This window comes from Hymenobacter radiodurans (assembly GCF_004355185.1).
In the GTDB taxonomy this organism is placed as follows: domain Bacteria; phylum Bacteroidota; class Bacteroidia; order Cytophagales; family Hymenobacteraceae; genus Hymenobacter; species Hymenobacter radiodurans.
On sequence record NZ_CP037921.1, the window covers coordinates 93,192 to 115,721 of the forward strand.

At 57.4% G+C, this 22,530-nt stretch carries 25 protein-coding genes; 17 read left to right on the forward strand and 8 right to left on the reverse strand.

The genetic code is table 11. From position 1 onward, the window contains the following. Positions 1-374: 374 nt before the first annotated feature. Together EPD59_RS00420 and EPD59_RS00425 are read right to left on the reverse strand one after the other, a co-directional pair. Positions 375-737 carry a DUF4406 domain-containing protein gene (locus tag EPD59_RS00420; protein WP_133271063.1) on the reverse strand — a complete coding sequence of 121 codons (363 nt, stop codon included), beginning with the start codon at positions 735-737 and terminating at the stop codon, positions 375-377. 18 nt (positions 738-755) lie between these two features. Further along, the gene (locus EPD59_RS00425; protein WP_133271064.1) at positions 756-1,331 is read right to left on the reverse strand and encodes an NUDIX domain-containing protein; all 576 of its coding nucleotides are present in this window, start codon (positions 1,329-1,331) and stop codon (positions 756-758) included. 72 nt (positions 1,332-1,403) lie between these two features. Here EPD59_RS00425 and EPD59_RS00430 point away from each other — a divergent pair, with 72 nt between their 5' ends. The 6 genes from EPD59_RS00430 to EPD59_RS00455 all read left to right on the forward strand — a co-directional run bounded on the left by EPD59_RS00430 (position 1,404) and on the right by EPD59_RS00455 (position 6,331). Next, positions 1,404-2,156 carry a DeoR/GlpR family DNA-binding transcription regulator gene (locus tag EPD59_RS00430; RefSeq protein WP_133271065.1) on the forward strand — a complete coding sequence of 251 codons (753 nt, stop codon included), beginning with the start codon at positions 1,404-1,406 and terminating at the stop codon, positions 2,154-2,156. 231 nt (positions 2,157-2,387) lie between these two features. After that, entirely contained in the window at positions 2,388-3,011 is a 624-nt protein-coding gene (locus EPD59_RS00435; protein WP_133271066.1) for a porin family protein, read from the forward strand. Between the two features lie 600 nt (positions 3,012-3,611). Continuing rightward, entirely contained in the window at positions 3,612-4,034 is a 423-nt protein-coding gene (locus tag EPD59_RS00440; protein WP_240731352.1) for a hypothetical protein, read from the forward strand. Between the two features lie 4 nt (positions 4,035-4,038). Beyond that, positions 4,039-4,569, forward strand: coding sequence for a hypothetical protein (locus EPD59_RS00445; RefSeq protein WP_133271068.1), 531 nt, complete (start codon positions 4,039-4,041; stop codon positions 4,567-4,569). Then, positions 4,547-5,269 carry a metallophosphoesterase gene (locus EPD59_RS00450; RefSeq protein WP_133271069.1) on the forward strand — a complete coding sequence of 241 codons (723 nt, stop codon included), beginning with the start codon at positions 4,547-4,549 and terminating at the stop codon, positions 5,267-5,269. Before EPD59_RS00445 ends, EPD59_RS00450 begins: the two co-directional genes overlap by 23 nt. Before the next feature lie 21 nt (positions 5,270-5,290). After that, the gene (locus EPD59_RS00455; RefSeq protein ID WP_205703386.1) at positions 5,291-6,331 is read left to right on the forward strand and encodes an SRPBCC family protein; all 1,041 of its coding nucleotides are present in this window, start codon (positions 5,291-5,293) and stop codon (positions 6,329-6,331) included. Between the two features lie 53 nt (positions 6,332-6,384). Here EPD59_RS00455 and EPD59_RS00460 read toward each other — a convergent pair whose 3' ends face one another. Continuing rightward, on the reverse strand, positions 6,385-7,413 hold the full coding sequence (locus EPD59_RS00460; RefSeq protein ID WP_133271070.1) for a hypothetical protein: 1,029 nt from the start codon (positions 7,411-7,413) through the stop codon (positions 6,385-6,387). Between the two features lie 196 nt (positions 7,414-7,609). Here EPD59_RS00460 and EPD59_RS00465 point away from each other — a divergent pair, with 196 nt between their 5' ends. Then, positions 7,610-9,967 carry a DUF2339 domain-containing protein gene (locus EPD59_RS00465; protein ID WP_133271071.1) on the forward strand — a complete coding sequence of 786 codons (2,358 nt, stop codon included), beginning with the start codon at positions 7,610-7,612 and terminating at the stop codon, positions 9,965-9,967. Here the strand turns inward: EPD59_RS00465 and EPD59_RS00470 are convergent. Then, positions 9,940-10,359, reverse strand: a complete 420-nt coding sequence (locus EPD59_RS00470) for a hypothetical protein (protein WP_133271072.1) — start codon at positions 10,357-10,359, stop codon at positions 9,940-9,942. The genes EPD59_RS00465 and EPD59_RS00470 overlap by 28 nt on opposite strands. A gap of 22 nt (positions 10,360-10,381) precedes the next feature. Between EPD59_RS00470 and EPD59_RS00475 the strand changes: the two genes are divergently transcribed. The 5 genes from EPD59_RS00475 (at position 10,382) to EPD59_RS00495 (ending at position 13,774) form a co-directional block, all read left to right on the forward strand. Further along, positions 10,382-11,881 carry a hypothetical protein gene (locus tag EPD59_RS00475; RefSeq protein WP_133271073.1) on the forward strand — a complete coding sequence of 500 codons (1,500 nt, stop codon included), beginning with the start codon at positions 10,382-10,384 and terminating at the stop codon, positions 11,879-11,881. Positions 11,882-12,078: 197 nt separating this feature from the next. Further along, positions 12,079-12,393 (forward strand): hypothetical protein, encoded by a 315-nt coding sequence (locus EPD59_RS00480; RefSeq protein ID WP_133271074.1) that lies wholly within the window; start codon positions 12,079-12,081, stop codon positions 12,391-12,393. Between the two features lie 50 nt (positions 12,394-12,443). Next, on the forward strand, positions 12,444-12,893 hold the full coding sequence (locus tag EPD59_RS00485) for a hypothetical protein (protein ID WP_133271075.1): 450 nt from the start codon (positions 12,444-12,446) through the stop codon (positions 12,891-12,893). A gap of 105 nt (positions 12,894-12,998) precedes the next feature. Further along, on the forward strand, positions 12,999-13,496 hold the full coding sequence (locus tag EPD59_RS00490) for a hypothetical protein (protein WP_133271076.1): 498 nt from the start codon (positions 12,999-13,001) through the stop codon (positions 13,494-13,496). Then, on the forward strand, positions 13,493-13,774 hold the full coding sequence (locus EPD59_RS00495; protein ID WP_133271077.1) for a hypothetical protein: 282 nt from the start codon (positions 13,493-13,495) through the stop codon (positions 13,772-13,774). Before EPD59_RS00490 ends, EPD59_RS00495 begins: the two co-directional genes overlap by 4 nt. Positions 13,775-13,860: 86 nt before the next feature. On the opposite strand, the gene EPD59_RS00500 is transcribed toward EPD59_RS00495, so the two are convergent. Further along, positions 13,861-14,835 (reverse strand): site-specific integrase, encoded by a 975-nt coding sequence (locus tag EPD59_RS00500; RefSeq protein ID WP_133271078.1) that lies wholly within the window; start codon positions 14,833-14,835, stop codon positions 13,861-13,863. A gap of 416 nt (positions 14,836-15,251) precedes the next feature. Here EPD59_RS00500 and EPD59_RS00505 point away from each other — a divergent pair, with 416 nt between their 5' ends. Then, positions 15,252-15,638, forward strand: coding sequence for a TfoX/Sxy family protein (locus tag EPD59_RS00505; RefSeq protein WP_133271079.1), 387 nt, complete (start codon positions 15,252-15,254; stop codon positions 15,636-15,638). A gap of 225 nt (positions 15,639-15,863) precedes the next feature. Here the strand turns inward: EPD59_RS00505 and EPD59_RS00510 are convergent, their stop codons facing one another. Together EPD59_RS00510 and EPD59_RS00515 are read right to left on the reverse strand one after the other, a co-directional pair. Continuing rightward, complete coding sequence (locus EPD59_RS00510; RefSeq protein WP_133271080.1) at positions 15,864-16,181, reverse strand: STAS-like domain-containing protein; 318 nt, start codon at positions 16,179-16,181, stop codon at positions 15,864-15,866. Positions 16,182-16,235: 54 nt separating this feature from the next. Further along, positions 16,236-17,162 (reverse strand): hypothetical protein, encoded by a 927-nt coding sequence (locus tag EPD59_RS00515; protein WP_133271081.1) that lies wholly within the window; start codon positions 17,160-17,162, stop codon positions 16,236-16,238. Positions 17,163-17,984: 822 nt separating this feature from the next. Between EPD59_RS00515 and EPD59_RS00520 the strand changes: the two genes are divergently transcribed. From EPD59_RS00520 to EPD59_RS00535, 4 genes are all read left to right on the forward strand, one after another. Beyond that, entirely contained in the window at positions 17,985-18,470 is a 486-nt protein-coding gene (locus EPD59_RS00520) for an NINE protein (protein WP_133271082.1), read from the forward strand. Positions 18,471-18,487: 17 nt separating this feature from the next. After that, entirely contained in the window at positions 18,488-19,990 is a 1,503-nt protein-coding gene (locus tag EPD59_RS00525) for a DUF4041 domain-containing protein (RefSeq protein ID WP_133271083.1), read from the forward strand. Positions 19,991-20,130: 140 nt separating this feature from the next. Continuing rightward, the gene (locus EPD59_RS00530; protein WP_133271084.1) at positions 20,131-20,802 is read left to right on the forward strand and encodes a hypothetical protein; all 672 of its coding nucleotides are present in this window, start codon (positions 20,131-20,133) and stop codon (positions 20,800-20,802) included. A 75-nt stretch (positions 20,803-20,877) separates the two neighbouring features. Beyond that, positions 20,878-21,228 carry a hypothetical protein gene (locus tag EPD59_RS00535; RefSeq protein WP_133271085.1) on the forward strand — a complete coding sequence of 117 codons (351 nt, stop codon included), beginning with the start codon at positions 20,878-20,880 and terminating at the stop codon, positions 21,226-21,228. A gap of 434 nt (positions 21,229-21,662) precedes the next feature. Here the strand turns inward: EPD59_RS00535 and EPD59_RS00540 are convergent, their stop codons facing one another. Next, positions 21,663-21,938: a hypothetical protein gene (locus EPD59_RS00540; RefSeq protein WP_133271086.1), complete on the reverse strand. Its 276-nt coding sequence runs from the start codon at positions 21,936-21,938 to the stop codon at positions 21,663-21,665. Between the last annotated feature and the right edge of the window lie 592 nt (positions 21,939-22,530).

Here is a 22,530-nt window from a genome sequence, read left to right on the forward strand (position 1 = left end):
TTCAGCTAATAACGTGCTAATTTCCTCTCTCTCGTTTCCACTTTCCTTCAACTAGATGATCTTTCCCGATGGGAGGGTAAAAACGTAGTGCATACCCACCCGTTTAAGCCGAAAATCTTGCGTTAAGACCATAACTGCATACCAAGCTGGGAGCAGTCTCGCAAGGAGCCGTGGGAAGAGAGAATGTAGTCGACGGCTAGCTTATCGCCCCTGCTAATGGTCTATTATTACCGTCAGCAGGGGCATTTTAGCTAGGGGACGATTCCACGTAGCGAGAGTGAATAGCTGGGTTACATGCTTAGGAGGAACGTGCTCAAGACTTAATGTGCACTTGCGCCGGAAACGGTGAAAAGCTGCGCTCGCTCTGGGGAGGCTCACCCTGGCTCGCATCCCGGGATCTCCGCCACGTGGTAGTACACGGGTAAGCCCCGCTGCTGGGCCCGGCGCACCTCCTCATCGGCTCCTTGCGAGGCGCCGGGCAGCCGCAGCACCGCGTCGCACTTGGCCAGCAACCGGTGGGCGACGGGGTAGAGGATTTCCTCGTACGGGGCATCACCCGGCCGCGTGGAGCCGGCCCGCGCGAGCAAAGGCAAGGCGACCCATTCGCCAATCATGGGCAGGTGGCCAGCCCGGAACATGGGCAACGCGGCGGCTTCGAGCTGGTGTAGGTTGGCGGCCATGCGGGCCGGGTCGTCGTTGGTGCCGCTCCGGTAGGGGCCAGCAATGAGAATCATCATGAGAAGGGGAAAGGAGGGTTAAGCGGTCAGTTGTTGCAGGCGCAGGTGTTGGAGGAGCATGATGGTCTTACCGTCCTGAATCTCGCCCGTGGCCACCATCCCCAGGGCTTGGGAGAGCGGCAGCTCCAGCACCTCGATTTCTTCTTCGTCGATGCCCCCACCCCCGCGCCGCTCGGTGTCCGGGGAGTATTCGGCCAGATAGAAGAACAAGCGCTCAGTCACCGAGCCCGGGCTCATGTAGGCCTCCATGACTTTCTGCACCGTCGTCAGCCGGTAGCCCGTTTCCTCTTCCGTCTCGCGCCGGATGGCCGCATCGGGCTGCTCATCGTCCAGCAGCCCGGCACAGGTTTCAATCAGCATCCCGGTGGGATTGCCATTGATGAAGGTAGGCAGCCGAAACTGCCGGGTCAGAATAACGGTGTCGGCGGCCGGGCTGTGTAGCAAAATGGTGGCCCCGTTGCCCCGGTCGTAGGCTTCGCGCGACTGGGTTTCCCAGGTGCCATTGCGGCGCTGGTAAGCAAAGGTGAATTTGCGCAGCGTGTACCAGTTAGCGGACAGGATTTCGGGTACCTGCAGGCGGATACGTTCGTTCATACAAAAGTAATCGTTCGTTTGTGTTCGTTTCTGTTTCTTTGTGATTGGATAGCAGCAAGTAACACGAAACCCATGAATTCTCCTTTGCGCAAGCAGTATTTATTGTCGGCCCTGGCCCAGTACGGCAGCCTGGAAGTAACCGCTGCCGCCCAGCAGTTACGGACCACGCCCCTCACGATCCGGCGCGATTTAGCCCAGCTCGCGGCGGCGGGCTTGGTCGTGCGCACCCACGGCGGGGCCGTGCTGCCCGGCGCGGTGAAGAACCCGGTGGCCTTTGCCCGCAAATCCACGGCCCACGCGGCCGAGAAAGCGGCCCTCTGTCAGCTGGCCGCCACGCAGATCAGCGCCGGGGACACGATTTTCATCGACTGCGGCAGCACTACTTTCCCGCTCTGTCCGCTCATCCGCCACCTCCAGATTCGTGTGGTCACCAACTCGCTGCCCGTGCTCTTCGAATTAGTGGGCTCCGCCGTGCAAGTGGTGCTCGCCGGCGGAGAAGTAGACGCCGAGCGGCAAGCCTTGCACGGCACCGTGGCGGTCGAGCAGTTGAAGCGCTACCGCGTGGACAAAGCCTTTCTCGGCGTGGATGGACTTTCGCTACAGCGGGGCTTAAGCGCTAACAGCGAAGCCGAAGCCGCCATTAGCCTGGCGGTAGCCGGTGCCGCGAGCCACGTGTATCTACTGTGTGATGCGAGTAAACTCGAGCAGGACAAGTATTTCCAGTTCGCCCCCCTCTCCCTGCTTGATACCCTGATTACGGACGCCCGGGCATCGGCGGACCTGCTGGCGCAGTATCGGAAAGCGGGACTATCGATCCTGACCTAATCGGAGGGAAGTCTAGCAGTCAGTCCTCCTAGCTGACTGCAGGCAGCAAAACCACCGCTGCACGCTCCCGTCACATCTCTTAAACGGTGGCTAAGAAACGTGACACCGGTGTGGAGCGATGAGGAAGAACACGAGGCGCCAACACTCAAATTCGAAGAATAGGTACGATAAGTGTTCAGTGCGACCGCAGCTTGGAGGCTATAACTATCCTTCTATTTAGGTGAAGTGACGATGTATACGATTATAGGAAGTTGCCTGCTGCTCAGTGCCAGGCTTGCTTCGGCGGCCGCTGCTCAAGGGCTACCGCTGGGCCTAAAAGCCGGCATCGGCGAAGCCACGGTACACGGTCAGCGCCGCGCCGTGTTGCAGGAGCTTTACCAAACGGAGGTGACGGCTATTCACCAGGTGGTTGGGGGAGTCAGTCTCACCCTCCCTTTTCCGCACAGTCGCGCTTTCAGCTGGCAGCCGGAACTGCTCTATGTGCGCCGCGGCTTTCGCATTGCCCACCCGAGTCAACGCGCTACGCGGCGGGAGCGGTATGATTATCTCGAGGGGGCCTTCTTCGTCCGGTATACCCAGCAGGGCTTCTTCGCCGAAGCCGGACCCCAGCTTGGGTACTTACTGCACAACCGCACCGACGGGGCAGATGATTCGGGCTCGCGCCTCACGTCGCAGCGGCTGCGTTCGGAGTTTAGGTTCAGTCTGGGGGCCACCGCAGGCGTCGGCTACCAACTCGCGTCGGGTCCGCTGGTGGGAGCACGCTACACGGTCAGCTCGGCATATTCGGTCTGGAATGCGGTCACCCAACTCTATGTGGGCTATACCTTTGGCCAGCAGCACCGGCCACCAGGATAGGCCTGTCGCTGGGTGAGCCGACAGAGTAGTGTGTGACAAGCACCTGTACGATGCGTTGCTTACAGCCGCGAGCACTGGCTGGCGGTTTGCTGCTGGGCTTTGGCTGCGGCGGACGTCTATTTAAAATATAAGGTATGATAACCTTCACTCGTCATAACTTGACGCCGAAAGCTACCAGATCAGGTGGCTTTTTTCTATGCCCCGATAAGTAGCGATAAGATTTGCCTACCAGCGAGGTAAACATAGACGTCGTTATTTGTACATTAAAAGTACTTTGTATTGCAAAGCAAATAAAAGGAACCTACCTTGCACCCACTAAAATGTAGGTCGGCATCGGCAATAGGGTACTAGAAGCGCTAGTGGATGTCAACGTCGCCCACGATCAACTGTGAATTCGGATTACCTAGGGATTCAGCAGATTACGAGTGGGCTGTTGCAAGCCCTGGTAACATGTTCTCGCCTTGCGTTTTACCGATCATGTCCGTGTGTTTCGGCTGCTACCAGTATTTATCGATGATGCCTGCCCTACAGTCCTGCCGACCCTATGTTTCGTTGGTCCTGCTCTTTATTCCCCCCTTATTATTCGGGGTCCTATTGCTCGTGTTTCGCGGCAGCGACCCCTTGCAACTGGCCGCTGAATGGCCCTACCTGCCGTGGCAGTTCCTGGTGATGGGCGTGGCGGGCAGTGTGGCCACCTTGGGCGGGGTACTGGATTGGCGCTACCACCGCAACCCCCTGAACATGAAGATTCCTAAAAAGGAGCGCGACGCGGAAGCCGCAGCGCTGGGGCTGGGGGGCGTACCCATGTTTGGGCTGATGTGGGGGGCCATGATGCATCCCCGGCCGACGGCGTGGTTAATTCCCATCCTGGTGGTGCTGATGTATACCGTGGTGGCCATCAGTTACGACGAGTTCGTGTTCCACCGCAAACGCTGCGGGCCCTTGGAAAACACGTATCATCGACTGCTGGTGGGGGGCAATGGCGTAGCCTGGCTGGCCTGGGTTCACTTTATTTACTGCTAAGCCCATGATAGTCCGGGCCTTGATCCGCCAAAGTGAACGGCAGTTTGACCAGCAGCCCCGCCAGGTGCAACCGGTCTTCTCTCCTCACCTTTTTACTTTGGGGGCGCGGTGGATGTTCAGCCAGCTGCCGGTAAAGGAGCCCACAACTGCATATAGGGTTGACGCTTCCCCTAACTTCGGCTGGTATGGCTGCTTCAAATATGGCCTGAGTTTGCTGGCCTTTGCCGCTTCAGGCTGGGCGCTGGGCCATATAAGCCTGCTGCTGACCCCGCTCGCGGTGCTGGGCTTCTACGTGATGGAGGTTCATTTCCTGTTTCTGTTTCCCCTGCTGCTGGATGGGGCGCAGAATCCGCTGCGCACCAGTATGAAAGCAACCTACCGAATCGGCCTGCTCAGCGCCCTGCTAGGGGTGCTGCCGATCGGCGGGTACATGCTTTCGGGGCTATTGAACCGGCAGCAGCCGTTTCGGCGCTGGCATATTGGCTGCTTGGCCGTACTCCTCTGGTATCAGGATGAAGTTAGAGATCGGCTATAATCACGCCTTCGAGGTGCGGCACGCCTGCTACGTCGCCCCCAGCGGGCTCGAGTTCACGGTGCTCTACCTCTCCGACTTGCACCTGAACCGGTTCAGTGGCCCTACCGTCCGACGGCTGGAGCAGACCATCGCGCGGTTGAACCCACGGGTGATCCTGCTAGGGGGCGACTACGTGGACAGCGCCCAGGGACTGCAGCACTTCACCCGCTTGGTGGAAGGTTTGGCGAAGCGCGAACATGTTTTCGCCATTGCGGGCAACCATGACTTGTTTTTTGGCGTGCAGAAAATACAGACGCTGATCGAAGCCCACCATCTGGTGTGGCTGGCGGACGAGCCCGTCGAGATTGGTATCGATGGCCGCCGGGTCCAGATCACGGGTAACATCGCCCGTGAGCGCGCCGCCGGCGTGGATTTCAGCATTTTATGCCTGCACCAGCCCGTAGACCTGACGGCGGTCCACCCCCATTTCGACCTCGCTTTTGCTGGCCATTTGCATGGCAGCCAAGTCGTGTTATGGCGTTCGGCCCAGGGCCTGTTCCCCGGCCGCCTATTCTACCGGTGGAATCGGCTCCAGGCCCGGGTGGGCCATTGTCTGTACCTGATCAGCAAAGGCCTGGGCGACACGCTGCCCCTGCGCTACAACTGCAAAAAAGACGTTGTGCTCGTCACCCTGACGGCGGCCCCTCATTCCCTTCGTTAAACTTACTTAGTTACCCACCCTATGAAGTCTCTATTGGCCATTGCGCTGGCCGCCGTGTACGGGTTACTCACTCGGCTCTTGTTTGGCTCCGCCAACGGCTTGCTGGAAATCATGAGTGTCACGTTCCTGTTTTTGGTGCCTGTACTCATTGGCTTTTTGACCATTATCCTGACGCCGGCCGCGAAAACCACCTCAGCTACCGCCGCCTTCTTCCGGCCTTGGCTGACCAGCTTGGTATTGCTGCTCGGCACGATCCTGTTCAAGATCGAGGGCACGATTTGTTGGGTCATGATTTTCCCGATTTTCGCGACCTGCGCCGGCATTGGCGGCCTGCTCGCCTTTGCGCTGCGCAAGGCCAGGACCGATGGACCAAACAGCGCGGACGCCCCTGGCTGGCAAAAGCCCACGGGCATGAAGGTGTCGCTGCTCGTGGTGGTGCCGCTGGCGCTGGGGCTACTCGAAGGCGAGAACGCGTTAGTCCGCCAGCAGCTGGTTATCCAACGGGCCGTGACGCTACCGGCGCCCCCCGCAGAAGTCTGGCAGGCGCTGATCGCCAGCAAGGTCGTACGCCCGCCCCAAAGCCCCACGTCGTTGTCCACCCTGCTGGGGTTTCCTAAACACGTGCGGACCACGCTAAATACCGCGGGGGTGGGCGGCAAACGAACGGCGTACTATGAAAAGGGCTTATCCTTTGAGGAAACGATTACCCAGTACCAGCCCGCGCGCTTGCTCGTGTTGCGCGTCGATGCAAATCCCGCTGCCATCCCGGCGGCGGTCATGGATGAGCATATTCTGATTGGGGGCAAACACCTCGATATTCTGGAGGACGTCTACGCCTTGCAAGCCTTGCCAGCGGGCGGCACGCGGCTCACCCTGTCGAGCCGGTTTACGATCAACACGCCCTTTAACTGGTATGCCCGTCTGTGGGCGCATTACCTGATGGCCGATATTCTGCAGGGCGAGCTAGACCTGCTGCAACAGGAGATACCCCACCGGGCGTCACGCCCGTGGGCGGTGATAAACGACGGGATGAAAGACGTGGAGGAAGGGAAAAGCTATTAAACAGCTGGACCACGTCTTCAGCGTGGTTAGTTTACCAGGCCACAGCACCCGCTTCAGGCGCTGCGCCGACGCGGCCAGCGCGAGCGCAACGGGTTGGGCAGGGGCTGGTTGCCCGTCCATTCCCTGCCCTCGGTGGACAGGTACTGCTGGTAACGCTCGGGCTCAATGCGGCGGCGGTCGACGAAGTACAGGCCACCGCGGAAGCCCCGCCGCCGCACCCAGCTGTTGATCAGGTAGGCGTGAAGGCGCTCGAGGGAATGAAAGTCGCGGGTCGGCACCCCGAAGTCCCCTTGGAAGTAGCTGCCGCCCATCACCGGCGGGCGCACAATGCCGGCCGCGTCGCCATGGCGCAGCCGGCTGATGTCCGCTACCCAGGCCCCATTGATAATGTTCACGGCCGGGTAGGGGGAGGGGTTGCCCCACATGACTTTGCGCCCCGCCCCGTTGACATTGGCAAACCAGGGGAGGTGGGACATAACAAAGGCGGAGAAATAAGCAAACTCCTGGGGGTCATAGTGCCGCTCGCGAAAGACGAGCGTGACCTCGCGGCGCTCGACGCGGATCAGGCGGCGCAGCTCCCGGCGAAAGCGCGGGTCCGCCAGGTACTGCATGGCTTCGGCAAAGGTGTTGAAGAGCAGCGTCAGGCCGTTATAGTGCACGGCGCCGTGCAGGTAGTTAATGGCATGGGGCATGCGGCGCTGCGGTCCATGGGGAATCTCGGGCGTCAGGATGGACTTACGCACCATGCTGGCCAGGAAACGGCCGACTTTGCCCACGATGGCCTCGTCTGGTTCGGGCACGTAGTCTGGCGTAGCCCAGAGGGTGCCCACCGGGGTTCGAAAGACGATGTTACGCGGCCATATCAATTCCTCTTCCTGCGGTATCAGGCCGGTCACCCAGGGGTGATCGGCGGTGAGCAGGCCGGCCGGCAGCTGGTGGATAGACAAGAGGCGGAGCACGTGAAAGGCCCCGCCCGTATTGTGAATCAGGTTGCCGCGCACGATGTTTTGCGTCATGAAAAAGGCTTCTTTCAGCCGGTCGCGCTTCCGGGCATTCACAGAAGAAGCTGTAATAGTCGGCATAGCGGGGGAAGAAATACGGGTAGCAGTTGACATGGCGGGGATGGGGGAGGAGGAGCAGACGGAGCTCAAGGTACGCATAACGGACAGGCGTGAGCAGCGGAAAAGCAACGAATGGCCACGCTGGCAATAAAGCTTCAAAAGTAACATTTATAATTTTTCATAATACTATATAAAGTTTTTTGTGTAAAATTATGGCATGGAAAACTTTTTCGTGCTGGTAGTACTCGTCGTAGCCGGTGTTGTTTACCAAAAATTCTCCGCTCGCTTGCTCGACCTCGAGCAACGCTTGCGCAGCCGGGAGGAGGAGTATACCCGCCTAAGAACGATGGTGGATAGCCTGCGCGAGCAACTCCAGAACCTACGCACGGCCGGGTCCTCTCGGGAGCCCGAACCGACTATTCCCACGCCACTTATACCCCCCGTTGCGCCACCTATCGTTTCCGTGGCTCCCCCCACCGCTCCGCGCGTGGTCCCCTCCGTGGAGCGGCCGCACCCAGCAGCAACCGCGCAACCAGCTTCCCCCGCCATTCCCGCGCCGACGCCAGCTCCGCGGCCAGTGGAGCCCCTGGCTTCCCCGCCGCCGCTCACATCTCCAACTTCCGTCCCGCCTCCGTCGCCCCCGCGGCCCCTTACAGCACCCCAACCCAAACCACTACCTGTGCCCCCAGCACCTCCCGCTGTACCACCCCCGCCCACGTGGTGGGACCGCACGGAGCAGCTGGTGCTCGACAACTGGACGGGAATTCTTGGGGCGATCGTGCTCGTCACCGGCGTGGGCTTTCTCGGGGTGTATACCGCCTTGCAGGTAGCTCCCCCCGTGCGCTTTGCGATGATTGGCAGCTTCGCCCTCGCTTTACTGGGGGTCCAGCACTACCTGCGTGCGAAACCCTTCGCCTACCGCCTCCACGTCTGGCTGCAGAGCAGCGCGGCAGCCATTTTCTTGTTTGCCTGCGTGGGCGCGGTGAGCGTCCCGGGCCTGCGCTGGGTGGAGCCGCCCTTTTCATACCTCGTGCTCCTGGTGGGCATTGCCGCTAACCTCTGGCTCGCCTGGGCGACCAGCCGCGAGGCGGTCGCTACCTTACATGGGGTGCTGAGCCTGGTGGCCCTGGCCGTGCTGCCTCCCACGCTGCTACCCCTGGGCGCCGCCGCCGGGGTCACGGCCTTTAGCATTGCCATTACGTACCGGCAGCGCTGGAAATTTCAACTGCTGCTCAGCATCCTGAGCTTTTTTGCCTTTCACCAGTTCTGGATCTTCCAGCAGCAGGCGCCGGTGCTGGGGGCCGCCCGCTGGGGCGCGATGGCGCTGGTACTACTCGTCGGCGCGGCCGCAGCGGTGGTGCAGTACCGCCGCGTGTACGCCCACCAGCAGTTTGATGCCCTGCTCTTCGCCGCCCACGTGCTGAACTGGACCGCCCTGGGCATCAACCTGTATAGCTACAGTACCGGCTCGCCCTGGAAGACAGTACCGCTGGGCCTGGGTGCCCTGCTTACCTTCTGGGTAGCGCGGCAGGCGCGGCAGCTAGGCATTCAGTGGCTGTTTCAGACCGACACCATCATCTCCCTGCTGCTGGCCTTAGCTACGGCCTTTTCCCTGCAGGGCTGGCACGCCACGGGCAGCATCATCCTGTTGTTTATGCTGCTGGAAACCCTGCTCGTGGCCTTTATCATGGCCCGGGAGGGGGAAACCCTCGTGTTTCAGGTAGCTTCCTGGGGAGCGCTGGCTTGCGGCGGGTTGCTGCTGGGCCTCAACCTGTTCTACCTGCGCGACTACGCGGCGGCGGAGCTGCCCCGTAATGCGTGGCTGCTGGTGGGGGCGGGCCTGGCGGGAGCGGCCTATTTTCGGCTGGTTGCCCTGCCCGATAGGCTCGCCGACGGGACCAGCGGAATGGGCGTGACCGGACAGGCGTTAGCCCGCCGCTTTGGCTGGATGGTCGGCGTCCTCTACGGGGGCGGGGCGCTCCTGCTCGCGCACGCCTTATTTGGCCGCGCGCACCCGCCGGTCGCGGGCTTACTAGGGGCCGCCGCCGCGGCCAGTGGGGCAATCTTTGGGGTGGCCTGGTGGCTGGGCCGCACCTGGCCCTGGTTTCGCCTCCTACACCTGCTGCTGGGGCAGACCATGCTGCTGGTCGTCCTGGTCGGGTTGCATAAAGCGGGCCTGAGTTGGCCGGCCACGGCCCTACTCGTGTACCTGGAAACGCTGCTGCTCACCGGGCTGCTGGCCCGCGGGCAGGAGCAGCCCGCCGCGTTGATCTACCTGAGTACTGCCCTGCTGACGGGCGGCTGGTTGATGCTGGTCAGCCTGCAGGACGTGGCCTTTTTACCTATCGAGTCTCTGGGCCGCAACGCCAGCCTGCTCGCGCTGGCCGGCGGCGTGACGACGCTCTTCGTGCCCTTCTGGAATCGCTTTTCCGGGGAACAGGAAGAGGAGGCCGTCCCCCGGTGGTCCGGGGCCCCGCGGCTCTCCTACGCCACCGGCGGGCTGGCGGGGTCCTATGGCTCGGGTGTGCCGCCCTGTTGCTACAAGGCTTATTCGGCCTGGCTCACCCACCCGTAGCCGGGCTGATCGGGGGGGCAGCCCTGGCCGCGGGCTGCGTGTTTGGGTTGGCCTGGTGGCTGCGCACCACCACGGCGTGGCTGCGCGCCGAGCACCTGCTGGTGGGCCAACTCCTGCTGACGGTCGCTTTCTTGGGCTTGCACGAGGCGGGCCTCAATTGGCCCTTGACGGTGACGTTGCTTTACGGAGAGGTACTGGGCATGTTGCTGCTGCTCGCCTGGCAGCGGGAATGGCTCGTGTACCGCGTGCTGCTCTACGGGTCGCTGGGGCTGGCTGGTCTGCTTCCCCTCCTCATTTACCGTGGCAGCCCGGGCCTGCTCAGCCCCGAACAGCGGGCGCTGCTCTTGGTGCTGGCGGCCGGCGCAACCACAGCGGCCCAGTCGCTGCTGCACCGGCAGGCGGCCCCCGCCTACGATGGGCTGCCCTTCTCGTATCTGCCTACTTACCGGCTGCGGCTACTGGGCTTTATCGGCGGCGGGCGGCTTGGTCTACCAGCATACGTGGGCTACTGGGCTGGCCGTGGTGCTGGGCGCGGGCGGGCTGCTGGTGCGGCGCAGCCGGCCCGTGCCGGGCTTGTGGATGGGCCTGCTGTTGGCCGTCAGTGGCTATCATCTGCTGCAGTGGAGCTACGTGCTGGGGGGCGCCGCCGCATCGTGGCACAGTGGGGCGCTGCTGATTTACCTAGGGCCCCTCTTGGCCTTGTCCGGGGTAGGCCTGGCCTGTTCCTGGTGGGAAGCACGCCAGCAGCACACCCGCTGGCCGTGGCTATACTTACTGGGCCTGCACGCCGCGATAATTGCGTGGGCCACCCTCTCACCCCACGCCATGGCGCTGCCCGTGCTGGGCTGGCTGGGCCTCGCGGCCGGCGCGGCGGGAGCCGCCCACTGGCGGCGGCCCCGCGGGCTGGAAGCCTCGTTGCTGCGGCTGGATGGTAGTCCCGATCGCTATTTGCTGCACCTGACCTATGGCTTGATTGGCCTAGCGCTGGCCTATCACTTGGTGCGGCTGGTTCCCAGTCACGCCCTGCTACTGCAGGTACCAGCGCGACGCGTGACGGCCACCGCGCTGCTGGCCCTGCTCGCGGGCTTCGCGGCCCTGCGGCCGCCCGGCCCGGCCGCCCCCTACCGGAGCTGGCGCCTGCTGCACCCCTTGCTGCCGGAGGTCACGCTGCTGCTGGCGTCTTTCACGTTCGGCTGGGAAGTGCGCGCGCCCTGGCAGCCGCTGCTGTGGAGTATGGCCGCATTGCTCTTAACCCGCGGAGGGCGTCTGCTGCCCCCGCGCCTGGCCCGGGTGCGGGTCTATGGGCTGCTGTTCTATGGCGCCGCGGTGCTGAGCAGTTGCTTTGTCTCGTTAACCTACCTGAGCCCCGGGCACTGGCTCCGGGTGGACTGGCTGGTGAGTGCGGCGGCCCAGGTGGGGCTGTTTGCCTACGCGGCCCTGGCTCTGCTCGGCGCAAGCCAGCCTGCGGCGGCCGTGTGGTGGCCGGCGGGACTGCGGTCTCTGGAGCCCTTAGAGCAGCTGCAACGCCAGCCCCGGCGCTTAGTACCCGTGCTGCTCTACCCGGCCTTTGGCGCCCTCACCCTGCTGCTGGTGCAGTCCTTCGATCAGTCCATCCTGACCGTGTTGCTGATGCTGGAAGTGGTGGGCATCTTTGTGAGCAGCTTGCTGCTGCGCCGGCAGGACCTGCGTTACGTGGCTCTGGCTGGCATTGCCTTTTGCTTGGTGCGCTTGGTCTTCTTTGACCTGCGGCAGAGCGGCACGATCGCGCGGGCCGTCGTCTTTATCCTGATGGGCCTGTTGCTGCTGGGCATGAACGCGTTGTATGCCCGCTTTAAAGATCGCTTTGGGGCGGTCGCCCTCACGGCCGAGGTCGCCGCCGAGGAGCCTACCCTACCTCCAGAAGAAGAGGGATAAACTCCGTCACCACCGGCTCGTGGCGGCTGCCCTCCGCCCGCTGGTCATCGTCTACCTGCTTATCTTTCCCCATGCCTTTGCTTCCTAGTTCCGATTCCCCTCCGGCCGCCACCCTGGGCCTCCAACAACCAACTCCTGCCCCCGGGCACCCGGCTCATACCCCCTCGAGTCGGCGGGCCCAGGTGGGCGGAGCCGTCGTGGCGAAGCTCCTGCCGCTGCTGGCCCTGCTCGACACTATTCAGCCCGCCGTGGCCAGTGACTCGGTGTTCCGCACTCGCCGCAAGAAGATCCAGGCCCACCTAGCTCAGGTTCGCGCCGAGCTGCACCAGCCCCGGCCCAAACGCCAGGTGCTGAGCCACGCCGTGCAGGCGTTGACGGAGCTGGTGCGGGAGGAGGCGCGCGACATCAGTCAAGATGAAGTCAAGCAGGCGGCGAAGGAAGTGGTCCTGGCCACCCTGCTCAATGCCCCGACCCTGCTCAAGGCGGCCCACCAGGCCCGCCTGCTCTCCTAAGCAGGGTAAGCCTCGCGAACCTTAGGACGAACACGGCTTGCTACCTAAGCATGATCATTTTTTACCAAGCAGTATACTCCGTGTACCTGAACTTCCTCTTTTCCTTTCTGGCTGTCCTACTACTCAGCTGCGGGACGCGGTCGGTGGGTCCGGTCATCACGGCTCAGCAGATTGCTTGCCTGAATAAAGACAAAGCCTGGGTGCAGCAGTCGATTACCGCCCAGCAGCAAACCTTCGTGGGCAGGGAACAGGACGTGTATCTATTTACCACCCCGCAGGGGGCCGTGCTCGGCTACCTCTTCGAGCAGGGCGAGTGTTCGACCGTTATGACCCAGGTGCCGGCGGGCCGGCTGGCGCAGGCCGAAGCGTTTATCGCGGCCGAGGTCAAAAAGAACTTCGGACCCATGCTCATCAGCCCGGCCAACGTGCATTACAAGCTCTACACGGCCCCCATCTGGCAGGACACGGAAACCTACGTGGTCGCCCAAGCCCTGAACTAGGGGCCGGGGGGATGCCTTCTGATTAGGGCCTCTCAGGCCAACAGTGCATGCCACCCGTTACTCGGGCTCCCGACTCCTATCCCTTTCCTAAAAACTAACTTCTTCATGTGGAACCTACTTAAAGGCTTGGTGGGGCTGGCCGCTAGTTGCCTGGCGACGGTGTCCGTCGGCTTGGCGCAACCCACCGGCCATAAGCTGCCGACGGCCGCCGAACTGAAGAAAAACCTGGCACTGGTGGAGGCCGGTACCGAAGGGGAAAGCGAGGCATGGGACCGCCTGGTCGAGCAGACGGCCCGCCAACTGGTGGCATATTTGCGCACCCATGAGGTCTCGGCCGCAGCGGCCGAAAATCTGGGTCTTGACTTGTCGGTCGATTCCCGCGACGCCACCCAGCTGAGGGTATTCACGTATTCCTACTCCTCGGGGGCACGCGCGGCACGATTAACCGCCCCGTGTTTCAGTGGAAAAACGCGGCGGGGAAGCTCTTCGCCTACCATGCCGACCTGGAGTGCGGGTACGGCGAAATTTATCGGCTCGCTGCTCCGGGCCGTCAACGCTACTTGCTGCTTGGCAATGAAAAAGGGGACAGCCGATGCTTCGTGAGCGAAGCGCGCGTGCTCGAGGTAAAAGGCGATTACCTGCTGCTCGACAATCGGGCCTTCGGTACGGGCCCGGACCTAACCGTCTGCAATGTCGAGATGACATTTGAGGCTAATAAGCAGGCGCTGCACCTCGACTATTCGTTCTACCAGGAAGACTTTCCCGCCTATGATCGCACCTATGAAGACCAGCGCCTGACCCAGCAGGGGTATCGGCGTAAGGCGAACGGCAAAAGCTTGATACTCTCACTTCAGGGAGGGCGCTTTGTGCAGGCACGGTAGCGGGGCCGCTTCAAGCTCAACTATTGCGGGTTGCTCGCCGAATGGATGCTCGCGGTGTTCCTCTCCATTCATAGTTGCGAGTTAGTTTACAGGGCTAAATCCTGGGCCGCATTATGCTGACGGATATTATCCAGGCGGGTGTAGCGGCGGATCATGGCCGTGGTCTTGTGCTTGGTCTGGTTCATGATCTTGCTGTCATCGGCGCCGGCCAGCTTGGTGATGGTCACAAAAGAGGCCCGCAGGGAGTGGGCCGTATACTCCGCGCCCAAGTACTCCTGCACGACCAGGTTCACCCGCTCCGGGCTCAGGCGCTGGCGGGTCAGACGCTGGCCGTTGTAGAAGGACACGAACAGGGGCCCACTGGTGCGACCGTTCTCCGCCAGGAGCTGGAGCCAGTCCTTGACGGCCCGCACGGGGCAAGTACGCCGATCCGGGGCGAAGAACACGGCCTTCTCGTCTGCCTCCCCGAGTTGGTTGGTTTTACTGCGCTGCAGATCCACCACGAGCCCATCCTCGTCGAAGCGCAAGTGCTCGACGTCCAGGCTCACCAGCTCTTCGCGCCGGAAGGCCCCGGCCAACCCCAACAATAAGATCGCCCGGTCGCGCACGCCCTTGGGCCGGCTCAGATCGATACCCTGCACGACGCGCTTGAAGTGAGCGAGCGTAAAGGCCGGGGCCTGCCGCTGGCGTTTGCCCTTCTTGCGGCCGACCCCTTTCAGCAGGACTTTAAATTTCTTCTCGTCCGTGGGGCTGGGCAGATCCTGCAGCTGGTGGGCCTTGGCCACGGCGGCGCAGTGGCGCTGGATGGTGGCCAGCTTCTTGCCCTCCGACGCCAGGTGGGTGACAAAGCCGGCCAGGGTTTCCAGCGCCGCCGGCAGTGCCGGCCGGTCCATGGCCTTACACCAGGCGGTGAAGCGGCGCCAGTCGCCGGCGTAAGCACGCTGGGTGTTGGCTGACCCTTCCAAGCCGGCGGCCACAAACGCGCCGGTCTCGGCGGCGTAGTCGTCGAAGGCGCGCGCGCGACCCACGGCCGGCGGGGTGACGGGGATCAGGTCCGGCATACTCCTTATATAGATGTAAACGAAGAGTGAGTAATTAACTAGATGTGGGCCGACTTAAAGGTAGCATTAAGGCTCCGATAACTAATGATTATCGGAGCCTTCATTAGAAAAAGTAAAGAAAAATTTAGATAGTGCAAGCATCTAGTGAAAATTATGATTTCCTAGTGTAAAGTACTATTTTCATTTACCTAAGCGGTGCACCGCCGGGGTCACGGGCAATCACCCCGATTAGCGCTTCTCAGCGCCATGCCTACTTCCCCGCCCGACTTTCAGCTATATCAACTCAAGGCCCCAATGGCCGGTTGGATCAGCCGCGAACCCCAGGTCATCCTGGTGACATACCGCTGTCAATTGCCGGGCGTAGGTTGCGACCTTATCTACTCATACCATTCCTGCCAGTAAATCCTGCTACAACCATGGCCTACGACCCTAAGCTTACCGATCGCGTTCGTGAATACTTGGCGGCTATACCAGAGTTAGTGATTGAGGAAAAAGAAATGTTTGGCGTGTTAAACTTTCTGGTCCAGGGCAAAACCTGCGTGTGCGTCCGCGAGGACAGTCTCATGTTGCGCTTCGACCCCGGGCGGCAGGAAGAAGTGGCTGAAAAGAACGGCTACCACACGATGCTGATGAAAGGCAAGGAATACAAAGGCTATGGGTATATCGATTCCTACGGCATCCAAGACCCGCGGGACTTTGCCTACTTTCTCACCCTGTGCCTGGACTATAATAAACGAGCGAAGGCCTCCGCTAAAAGCAAAGGGAAATCCAAAACCGGCGGGGGAAAAACCCGGGGGCAGTAAGTGCTCCCGCCGGCTGACGTTCCGCTAAGCCCTGAATTGGCGAGATTAGGTACGATAACCGTTCCTCAGCATAACTTGACGCGGACCGCCCCCTGTTATAGGGGCTTTTTTATTAAGCCCGCGGTAAAGAATTGCGTGTGAAGCAGGCAGCGAAGAAGCGGCAGAAACAGAAAGCTCCTCAGTCGAGGAGCTTTCATCAAATGAGCGCTTTAAGGATTACTGTTGTTACTCAGCGTCATGCAACTGCGCCACATCGGCCATGTATTTCTTCAGTTGCGCTAGTTGCGCTGGCTTGTAATTGGTCAGGCGAATTCGTTTGAAACCATCCATTCCCATGTCTTCATAAAGGGCACCAAGGGATGAGTTTAAAAAGGAGCTGGAGAAACCAATAACACCTTGTAAGGATAAAGTGATAACCCCCTGTTGTTGGCGAAGGCCATCCTTCATCGCCACCAGCAAAGAAAGTCCATCGGTATTGCTGTACGTACCGGTTGTGATAGCAGAAATAGTCAGTACTACCCCGTTTGCTGCTGTATTGCTCATAGTGTGTGGGTGCAAGTAGTAAAGGGTAATTTTAAGCAGTATACGAAACTAGCCTTAGAATAGCGCAGCCTCATCCTGGATTTCGTCCATACTGTCTTGTTCCAGGTCTCCATAAGACAGCTTGATGGTCACCGTTGTTCCGGGGAAATCAATACCAGGCAAACTGTGTAGGCTTTCCTTGCCATCGCGGCTCAAATGGTAGAGGGCGTGGGAAGTTTGTATGGTGAGAGTACCCCGCAGCGCCGTAAGACCAACCCGAAGGGTGTCCAAGCCACGTCCTTTGTTATGCGGCCGGGAATGAGAAGAGAAATGTAGCTCCGTGGCTTTCCGAAGTGCTTCAACCGGAATTAACTCCGGCTCCTGACGACTTCTGAGAAACCGGTTGACCGAGGTAGGAATACCCATCCCAAAATCAGATACGGAGGCAAATAGCCGTTTGGTCGTGGGGTAGTACTGAAGCATACCGAAAGCAGAGCGTTCCGTAGCGCCTTCGGCAAAGGCATGATCAAAGACATTATTGAACAGCTCCGTCAGATAAGTGGGCAGGAAGCTAATGTCTTTATCCTCGAAGAAACGATACTTGAAGTGGTCATAAGCGCTCAATACGTAATCGGTCATGAGTTCCGGCGAGGCTTTCCACACGGCAAAGGCAGTGGGATCATCCATGGGGGTAAACCCGGTGTGCTCGGTTGGCCTCTCCGTGCCCCACATATCCAGAAAACCAATGTTTTGGAGATAGCTATACGCCGGGGAAGCGCTGGGAGTAAAAGCGATGGGGATGCCCGCTGCGTAGTATTCTTCCAACAGGCAGGCTAGCGAGACGACATGGTGGGGCTTGACTGTGTGCGGTCCATCGAGCGTGATTCTTACACTCGTAAGTCCAGGCGTGGTGGCCTGCACCCTGACGTAGCGGTTCTCCAGCAGGAAGGCAGCAAGATCCTGGCTGGTGAGATAGGCATCAAAAGGGATTGTATGCTGCATTCCGGTTTAGTAGACGAATAAGTCAGCAAGATAAAGGGCCTTGCTCATTCCTGTTGTCTGAAGGCATGGTTGTATCACATGAGCTACTGCCCAAAAGATCTAACAATAGCCACCTTTTTCCATGGCGTCACACTTGTTCAACGGGCGTTTATGATCTGTTACAAAGTATTTGAATAGATAACTAATGAGACTACCGCTGCCTTAGGGTATAGCCATCTATTCTTGCGGTGTGACTTTTGCTCAACGCTTTTGTCTGCTGCTCGGTAGCAAAGTAATCATCCAGATTGTAGTAGGTACCGAAGCAAGCCGAAGCTGAAAAAGGCATACGGATATACTCCTGCTACTTACGCTTAGTAGATCGGATCTTTAGCCGTGTTACCCCTTACAAAAAATCGGCAGCCTTCTTGTACAAGGCAAATCATTAGCTTGCTGAGGAGAAGTGCGCATAAAAAATCTTCCTCAGCACTCCGATTATTTTGACATCTATCTATTACACGCGAACGTGTCTTTTCAGGACGCATAATAACCTTTCCCACTATTTTATCACCCTACAGTTGTAATAGTCTCCTGGCGTTAGCTGGCTTACGCACGACAATCTTCTTATCCTAGGCAGTGCAGATCGTTGCTACACAGGATGAGGAGTTGTCTTTCCGCTCGGAAGCACCGCTCGCCTAGCTCCTGCTGAATACTTTGTTCGGACTGGCCCTTGCTTGTAGCAATTGTCCTTACTGATGTGATATAGTAGCGCAGCTATGCATGCATGTGTATGTAAGCTGCGTCTGTAAGCCTTTTCAATTCTCCTTATTCAAGCTTACACTTTTAATGAAGAACAAAACTACCGCCGCCGTACTAGCCTTCTTTTTCGGAAGCATCGGCATCCAGTACTTTTATTTAGGCAAGCCCCTTAAAGGTGCCCTCTGCATCCTTTTTTGCTGGACGCTCATTCCTTGCCTGATCGCGCTGATCCATGTAATCTATTACCTAACCGTATCGGAGGCTGTTTTCAATGCAACCTACAATCCGCCGCCTGTCCGTGTTGCCCAACCAGTAGCAGTAACACGGCCCGCCCAGCAGCCGGCAACTGTGGCCCGTGCGACCCCCGTTGTATCAGGTCCTTCTCCGCAACCGGCCACCCCGCCAGCAATTAGGTCGAGCATGAGGCCCGCTTACCCTTCCATGCGACGAGCTAGGCAACAGCCAGAAGCTATTTTGAAGGCGGATGAGTTGCTCCACCTGCTCGCATTAAAGGAGAAAGGAGCCTTGACAGAAGCTGAATACATTGTTGAAAAAGCCCGTCTATTGGTATAATTCTACTTTTCTCGCGTATGCAAACAATTCCTACTCTAGTTCTTGTCTGCCTAGCCTTGGCAGGTATCTCCTTCTTTTTATTCAAGCAACTGCAGCGTCGCTCCGCTGAGCGTGATCAAGCCAAGCAGGAAGCCGCGGAAGCGACTATACAGCATCAGGTCATGGTGGAGGAAATCTCCCGGCACCGGGAGGCGGACCGCTTCGCAGCAGAGGCGCAAGCTCAGCTCGTCGCTACCCAACACCAGCAGCAACTGCACCAAGCTCAACAGGCAGTAGACGAGCTTCTACTTCGATTCAAGCCTATCACGGATGTGGAAGAGGAACGGCAGCGCGTACTCGACCAGGTCCAGGAACTGGAAGAGCAGCATCTACAGCACCAAGATACCCAGCGTACGTTTGAGCAGGCTATCACCATCCTAAAAACGGAATTTAAAGCCTTAGATGAGGAGGCGAACCTCCAATCTTTCGGCCATTATACTCCCCGTTACGACTTTGTCACCTCGGTCGAGTATCAGCAAAAACTGGAAGCGATTCGCCGGGGGCAGAAGGAACTCATTACGCTGGGTCTGGCCGCTAAGTGCGCCACGAGCTGGGAGGTCAACGGCAGTGTCAGCGAAGGCCGCAAGAAAACCAACCAGTACTTGAAGCTGATGTTACGCGGCTTTAATGGAGAGTCGGACGCGGCCATCGCCAAAGTGAAGTACAACAACGTGACCGTGATGGAAACACGCATTACTAAAGCGTTCGATGCCATCAACAAGCTAGCCACGGCGCAGGATGCGTCCCTGTCAGCCAGCTACCTGAACCTGAAACTGGAGGAACTTTATCTCGTGCACGAATTTCAGGAGAAGGTGCAGGAGGAACGGGAGGTGCAGCGCCAAATCCGGGAACAGATGCGCGAAGAGGAATTGGCGCAACGCGAGTTGGACAAAGCCCGCTCGGATGCCGAAAAGGAGGAGCGCCGGTACGCGGAAGCCTTGCGTAAAGCCCAGCAGGAAGTGGAACAAGCAACGGGAGAGAAGCAGCAGAAGCTCTTGGCGCAGATCCAGGCGCTGCAAGAGCAGCTCACGCAAGCGGCCCAACTCAAGCAGAAGGCTATTTCGCAAGCCCAGCTTACCCGCTCCGGACACGTGTACGTCATTTCCAACATTGGCTCTTTTGGAGAAAACGTGTACAAAATCGGCATGACGCGCCGTTTAGATCCGCTCGACCGAGTAAAGGAATTGGGGGATGCCTCCGTCCCCTTCCATTTCGATGTGCATGCCGTCATCTACTGCGATGATGCTCCCAAGCTGGAAAACAACTTGCACAAGGCTTTTCACCAGCGCCGGGTAAACTGCGTGAATGAGCGGAAAGAGTTCTTCAATGTGAGCTTACCCGAAATTGCCGAGGCAGTACTAGCCAACCATGGGACGATAGAGTTCCTGCATGAAGCGGAAGCCGTCGAGTACCGGAAAAGCCGCGCCATTCTACAAGAACGCGCCGCGGAAAAAGTGCTCCCTCTCCTAGCTTCAAGTTAAACTCACTTCTTCAGTGATTCAACCTGGCAGCCGTTACCAATTTAAATCTAGTGCACCCCTCTTTACGCAAGTAAGGGGCGATGCTGGATACCCTACTTTATATAAGTAACACAGCTCGATATATTCAAAATAATAATAAAATGAAAAAGATTTCCGTAAAGAATATTGTAACATTTAGAAATAAGACTGAAAAAAGTCAAAAAACTTTTCTTAATAGTTTAGGCAAAAGGAATGAGGCAAGCTTGGATGGCGGCGGCGATTATTGGGTGCGAAGCCTGAGCGCTTTAAGCAATGCCGTAAAAGCGAAGAATACGGAACCAATTAAGGAGAAAATAACGGATATATTGAATGACTTTAAGCCAGGTATGATAAAACAGACAAAGGATATGTATGAGAGAAACCTCAGCATCCTTCATAATTATGAGGATTTTAATGTTAGCAGTTGGCTACCCGAGGATGCCAGGATATTAAGTAAAAATAGTAAGAAGGCAATTATAGATATAAGTAACTTGCCTGTGCAAATAACACCTAGCCAAGTATATTCATTTGAGGAGAAGGAAAACAACTACGTTGGCGCAATTTGGTTCTTAGCCAAGTTAGAAGGTTTCAAAAAGGAAGAACTGGGTATTTTTGCTGAAGCTCTTCACATCTATATGGTCGCAAATTTTGGGAACAACCATCATGTAAGTGCTAAGAATTGCTTGATTGTTGATGTTCTTAATAAAGTGGAGATCAATTATCAAATGATAGTTGATGAAGAAATTCCATCTCTACTGTTTGCAACGCTGGAAAGCATAAAAAGCACTAGATAAATACAGGAAATACATAAACAGTAATAGACGAGCTCGTTTGCTCATACCTTGCTGTACACAATAAGTCACTCCATAATGGCTGTTTACATTACACTTAAAGAAAATATTGAACCAGAAGTACTTCTGCGTTTGATAAAAGAAAAGATTGAAGATAAAAGCATCAAAACTTGGGAATGTGCAACTACACCTGAGTATACCTTTATGCATACACCAGGTGAACCAGGAGATCAGCAATGGAATGAGGGTGCTCGTCTTCAAGTAGATTCAATAGTTAAGCCTCTAAAGCTGTACTATAAGTTAAGGCCTAACGCTGAAGTAAGAAAAGGGACATATGGAGTACTTAATGGGCGCTTCGTAGAGTTGCTTTTTAATCATTTCTCGCATTTAATAGACGCTGTACAAGTCGTTGATCTAAGAAATAAGTAAAAAGCAAAAAACCCCGTTATCAATTGTAGCGGGGCTTTTTATTTAATAGCTTTTATAAGTTACCAAATCAATAAAATTTAACGGCGGTTGGCATACTTCACTTTACGCGGATCCGTGCTGCCATAATAGCGGGGTAGGTATTAAGTGTTGAGATTCTAGACGCCTAGTTAGCCCACTTTGGATACGGCTGCGCTGCTGGGGCCCGTGCTTGTTTCGGCACTTTCTCCTTTTTAGCTGTGCCTTCGATGGTTTAGCTCTCTGGCGCGGCAGTCGTAGAGGATAGAATTTGGGCGGTAACACTAGCCCTCATGGTGCCTAGGGCAGCCGCAGTAACTAGAATATAGCGCTTAATAAATGAAAAAGTGAGGTTTAGGATCGTTGAAGAACCCAAACCTCACCATTTACGAAGCCAGCGCGAAGGATAGAAAAAAGCTTTATTTCTTACGGCCAAGCTGTTTGTCAATACTTACTTGAGCTTTACTGAGAGTCTCCTCAATATAATCGGTGACTCTAGAATTGTATTTCTCCATAAGGGTATATATATGCTCATCTGCCTCTGCTTCTGACATATGCCCACCTCGAACTAGCAACTCTTTTTGCAGTTCAACGGAAACATTTTGTAGGGTCATCAAGTGCCTAATAGTCTCTAATGTAACAGAGGGCGCATTTTCAGCAGTTATATATACTGGAGATTTGGGTGTTTCAGCCATTACTAAAAGAGTTTGTCGTGAGATAAGATTGTACAATTAGCTAATCTTTTTCGATTTATGATATCCTCTACAGGGGTTACTGTTTTAAATACTTGGCCATGGTGCTAGAAGGTATACCCAGCACAGTACTAATAGCGCGGTCAGAAATGCCGGTTGCCTTCGGGTGTTTCACGTGTGCTACCTTCTCGGAGCCAACATTGGGCCGTCCAATACTCTTTCCCTTTTCCTTGGCCCGACTCATGCCTGCTTTGGTTCGCTCCCCTAATCGCACCTTCTCTTATTTGGCGATAGCCGCCAGAATACTGATAATGGCATCCTCGAACAGCCAGTGCTATCTAGGTAACGGTTGGTAAATAATAGAATTATCTCCGCAAAGGTCCCGAAAACCGCAGTTTTCGGGACCTTTGCGGAAGGCCTTTTTTGGACACTTAAATTGTAGCTTATTGCATCTAAACTACTGGGTTATAGCCGTACCGTTTTGAGTTCGTTCTGCTCGCCTCTATTTCCTGGTATCCAGCGGGAGACTATTCGTGCCGTTGTGGGAACACCTGATGCTAGTATGTCACAAGATCCTAGCTAGTTGCTCATCCTG

Bases quoted from the DNA above. Each gene is read 5' to 3' on its own strand.
- EPD59_RS00420 (WP_133271063.1), bottom strand. From the start codon at position 737: ATGATGATTCTCATTGCTGGCCCCTACCGGAGCGGCACCAACGACGAC.
- EPD59_RS00425 (WP_133271064.1), bottom strand. From the start codon at position 1,331: ATGAACGAACGTATCCGCCTGCAGGTACCCGAAATCCTGTCCGCTAAC.
- EPD59_RS00430 (WP_133271065.1), top strand. From the start codon at position 1,404: ATGAATTCTCCTTTGCGCAAGCAGTATTTATTGTCGGCCCTGGCCCAG.
- EPD59_RS00435 (WP_133271066.1), top strand. From the start codon at position 2,388: ATGTATACGATTATAGGAAGTTGCCTGCTGCTCAGTGCCAGGCTTGCT.
- EPD59_RS00445 (WP_133271068.1), top strand. From the start codon at position 4,039: ATGATAGTCCGGGCCTTGATCCGCCAAAGTGAACGGCAGTTTGACCAG.
- EPD59_RS00450 (WP_133271069.1), top strand. From the start codon at position 4,547: ATGAAGTTAGAGATCGGCTATAATCACGCCTTCGAGGTGCGGCACGCC.
- EPD59_RS00455 (WP_205703386.1), top strand. From the start codon at position 5,291: ATGAAGTCTCTATTGGCCATTGCGCTGGCCGCCGTGTACGGGTTACTC.
- EPD59_RS00460 (WP_133271070.1), bottom strand. From the start codon at position 7,413: ATGCCGACTATTACAGCTTCTTCTGTGAATGCCCGGAAGCGCGACCGG.
- EPD59_RS00465 (WP_133271071.1), top strand. From the start codon at position 7,610: ATGGAAAACTTTTTCGTGCTGGTAGTACTCGTCGTAGCCGGTGTTGTT.
- EPD59_RS00475 (WP_133271073.1), top strand. From the start codon at position 10,382: ATGGGCTGCCCTTCTCGTATCTGCCTACTTACCGGCTGCGGCTACTGG.
- EPD59_RS00485 (WP_133271075.1), top strand. From the start codon at position 12,444: ATGATCATTTTTTACCAAGCAGTATACTCCGTGTACCTGAACTTCCTC.
- EPD59_RS00490 (WP_133271076.1), top strand. From the start codon at position 12,999: ATGTGGAACCTACTTAAAGGCTTGGTGGGGCTGGCCGCTAGTTGCCTG.
- EPD59_RS00500 (WP_133271078.1), bottom strand. From the start codon at position 14,835: ATGCCGGACCTGATCCCCGTCACCCCGCCGGCCGTGGGTCGCGCGCGC.
- EPD59_RS00505 (WP_133271079.1), top strand. From the start codon at position 15,252: ATGGCCTACGACCCTAAGCTTACCGATCGCGTTCGTGAATACTTGGCG.
- EPD59_RS00510 (WP_133271080.1), bottom strand. From the start codon at position 16,181: ATGAGCAATACAGCAGCAAACGGGGTAGTACTGACTATTTCTGCTATC.
- EPD59_RS00515 (WP_133271081.1), bottom strand. From the start codon at position 17,162: ATGCAGCATACAATCCCTTTTGATGCCTATCTCACCAGCCAGGATCTT.
- EPD59_RS00520 (WP_133271082.1), top strand. From the start codon at position 17,985: ATGAAGAACAAAACTACCGCCGCCGTACTAGCCTTCTTTTTCGGAAGC.
- EPD59_RS00525 (WP_133271083.1), top strand. From the start codon at position 18,488: ATGCAAACAATTCCTACTCTAGTTCTTGTCTGCCTAGCCTTGGCAGGT.
- EPD59_RS00530 (WP_133271084.1), top strand. From the start codon at position 20,131: ATGAAAAAGATTTCCGTAAAGAATATTGTAACATTTAGAAATAAGACT.
- EPD59_RS00535 (WP_133271085.1), top strand. From the start codon at position 20,878: ATGGCTGTTTACATTACACTTAAAGAAAATATTGAACCAGAAGTACTT.
- EPD59_RS00540 (WP_133271086.1), bottom strand. From the start codon at position 21,938: ATGGCTGAAACACCCAAATCTCCAGTATATATAACTGCTGAAAATGCG.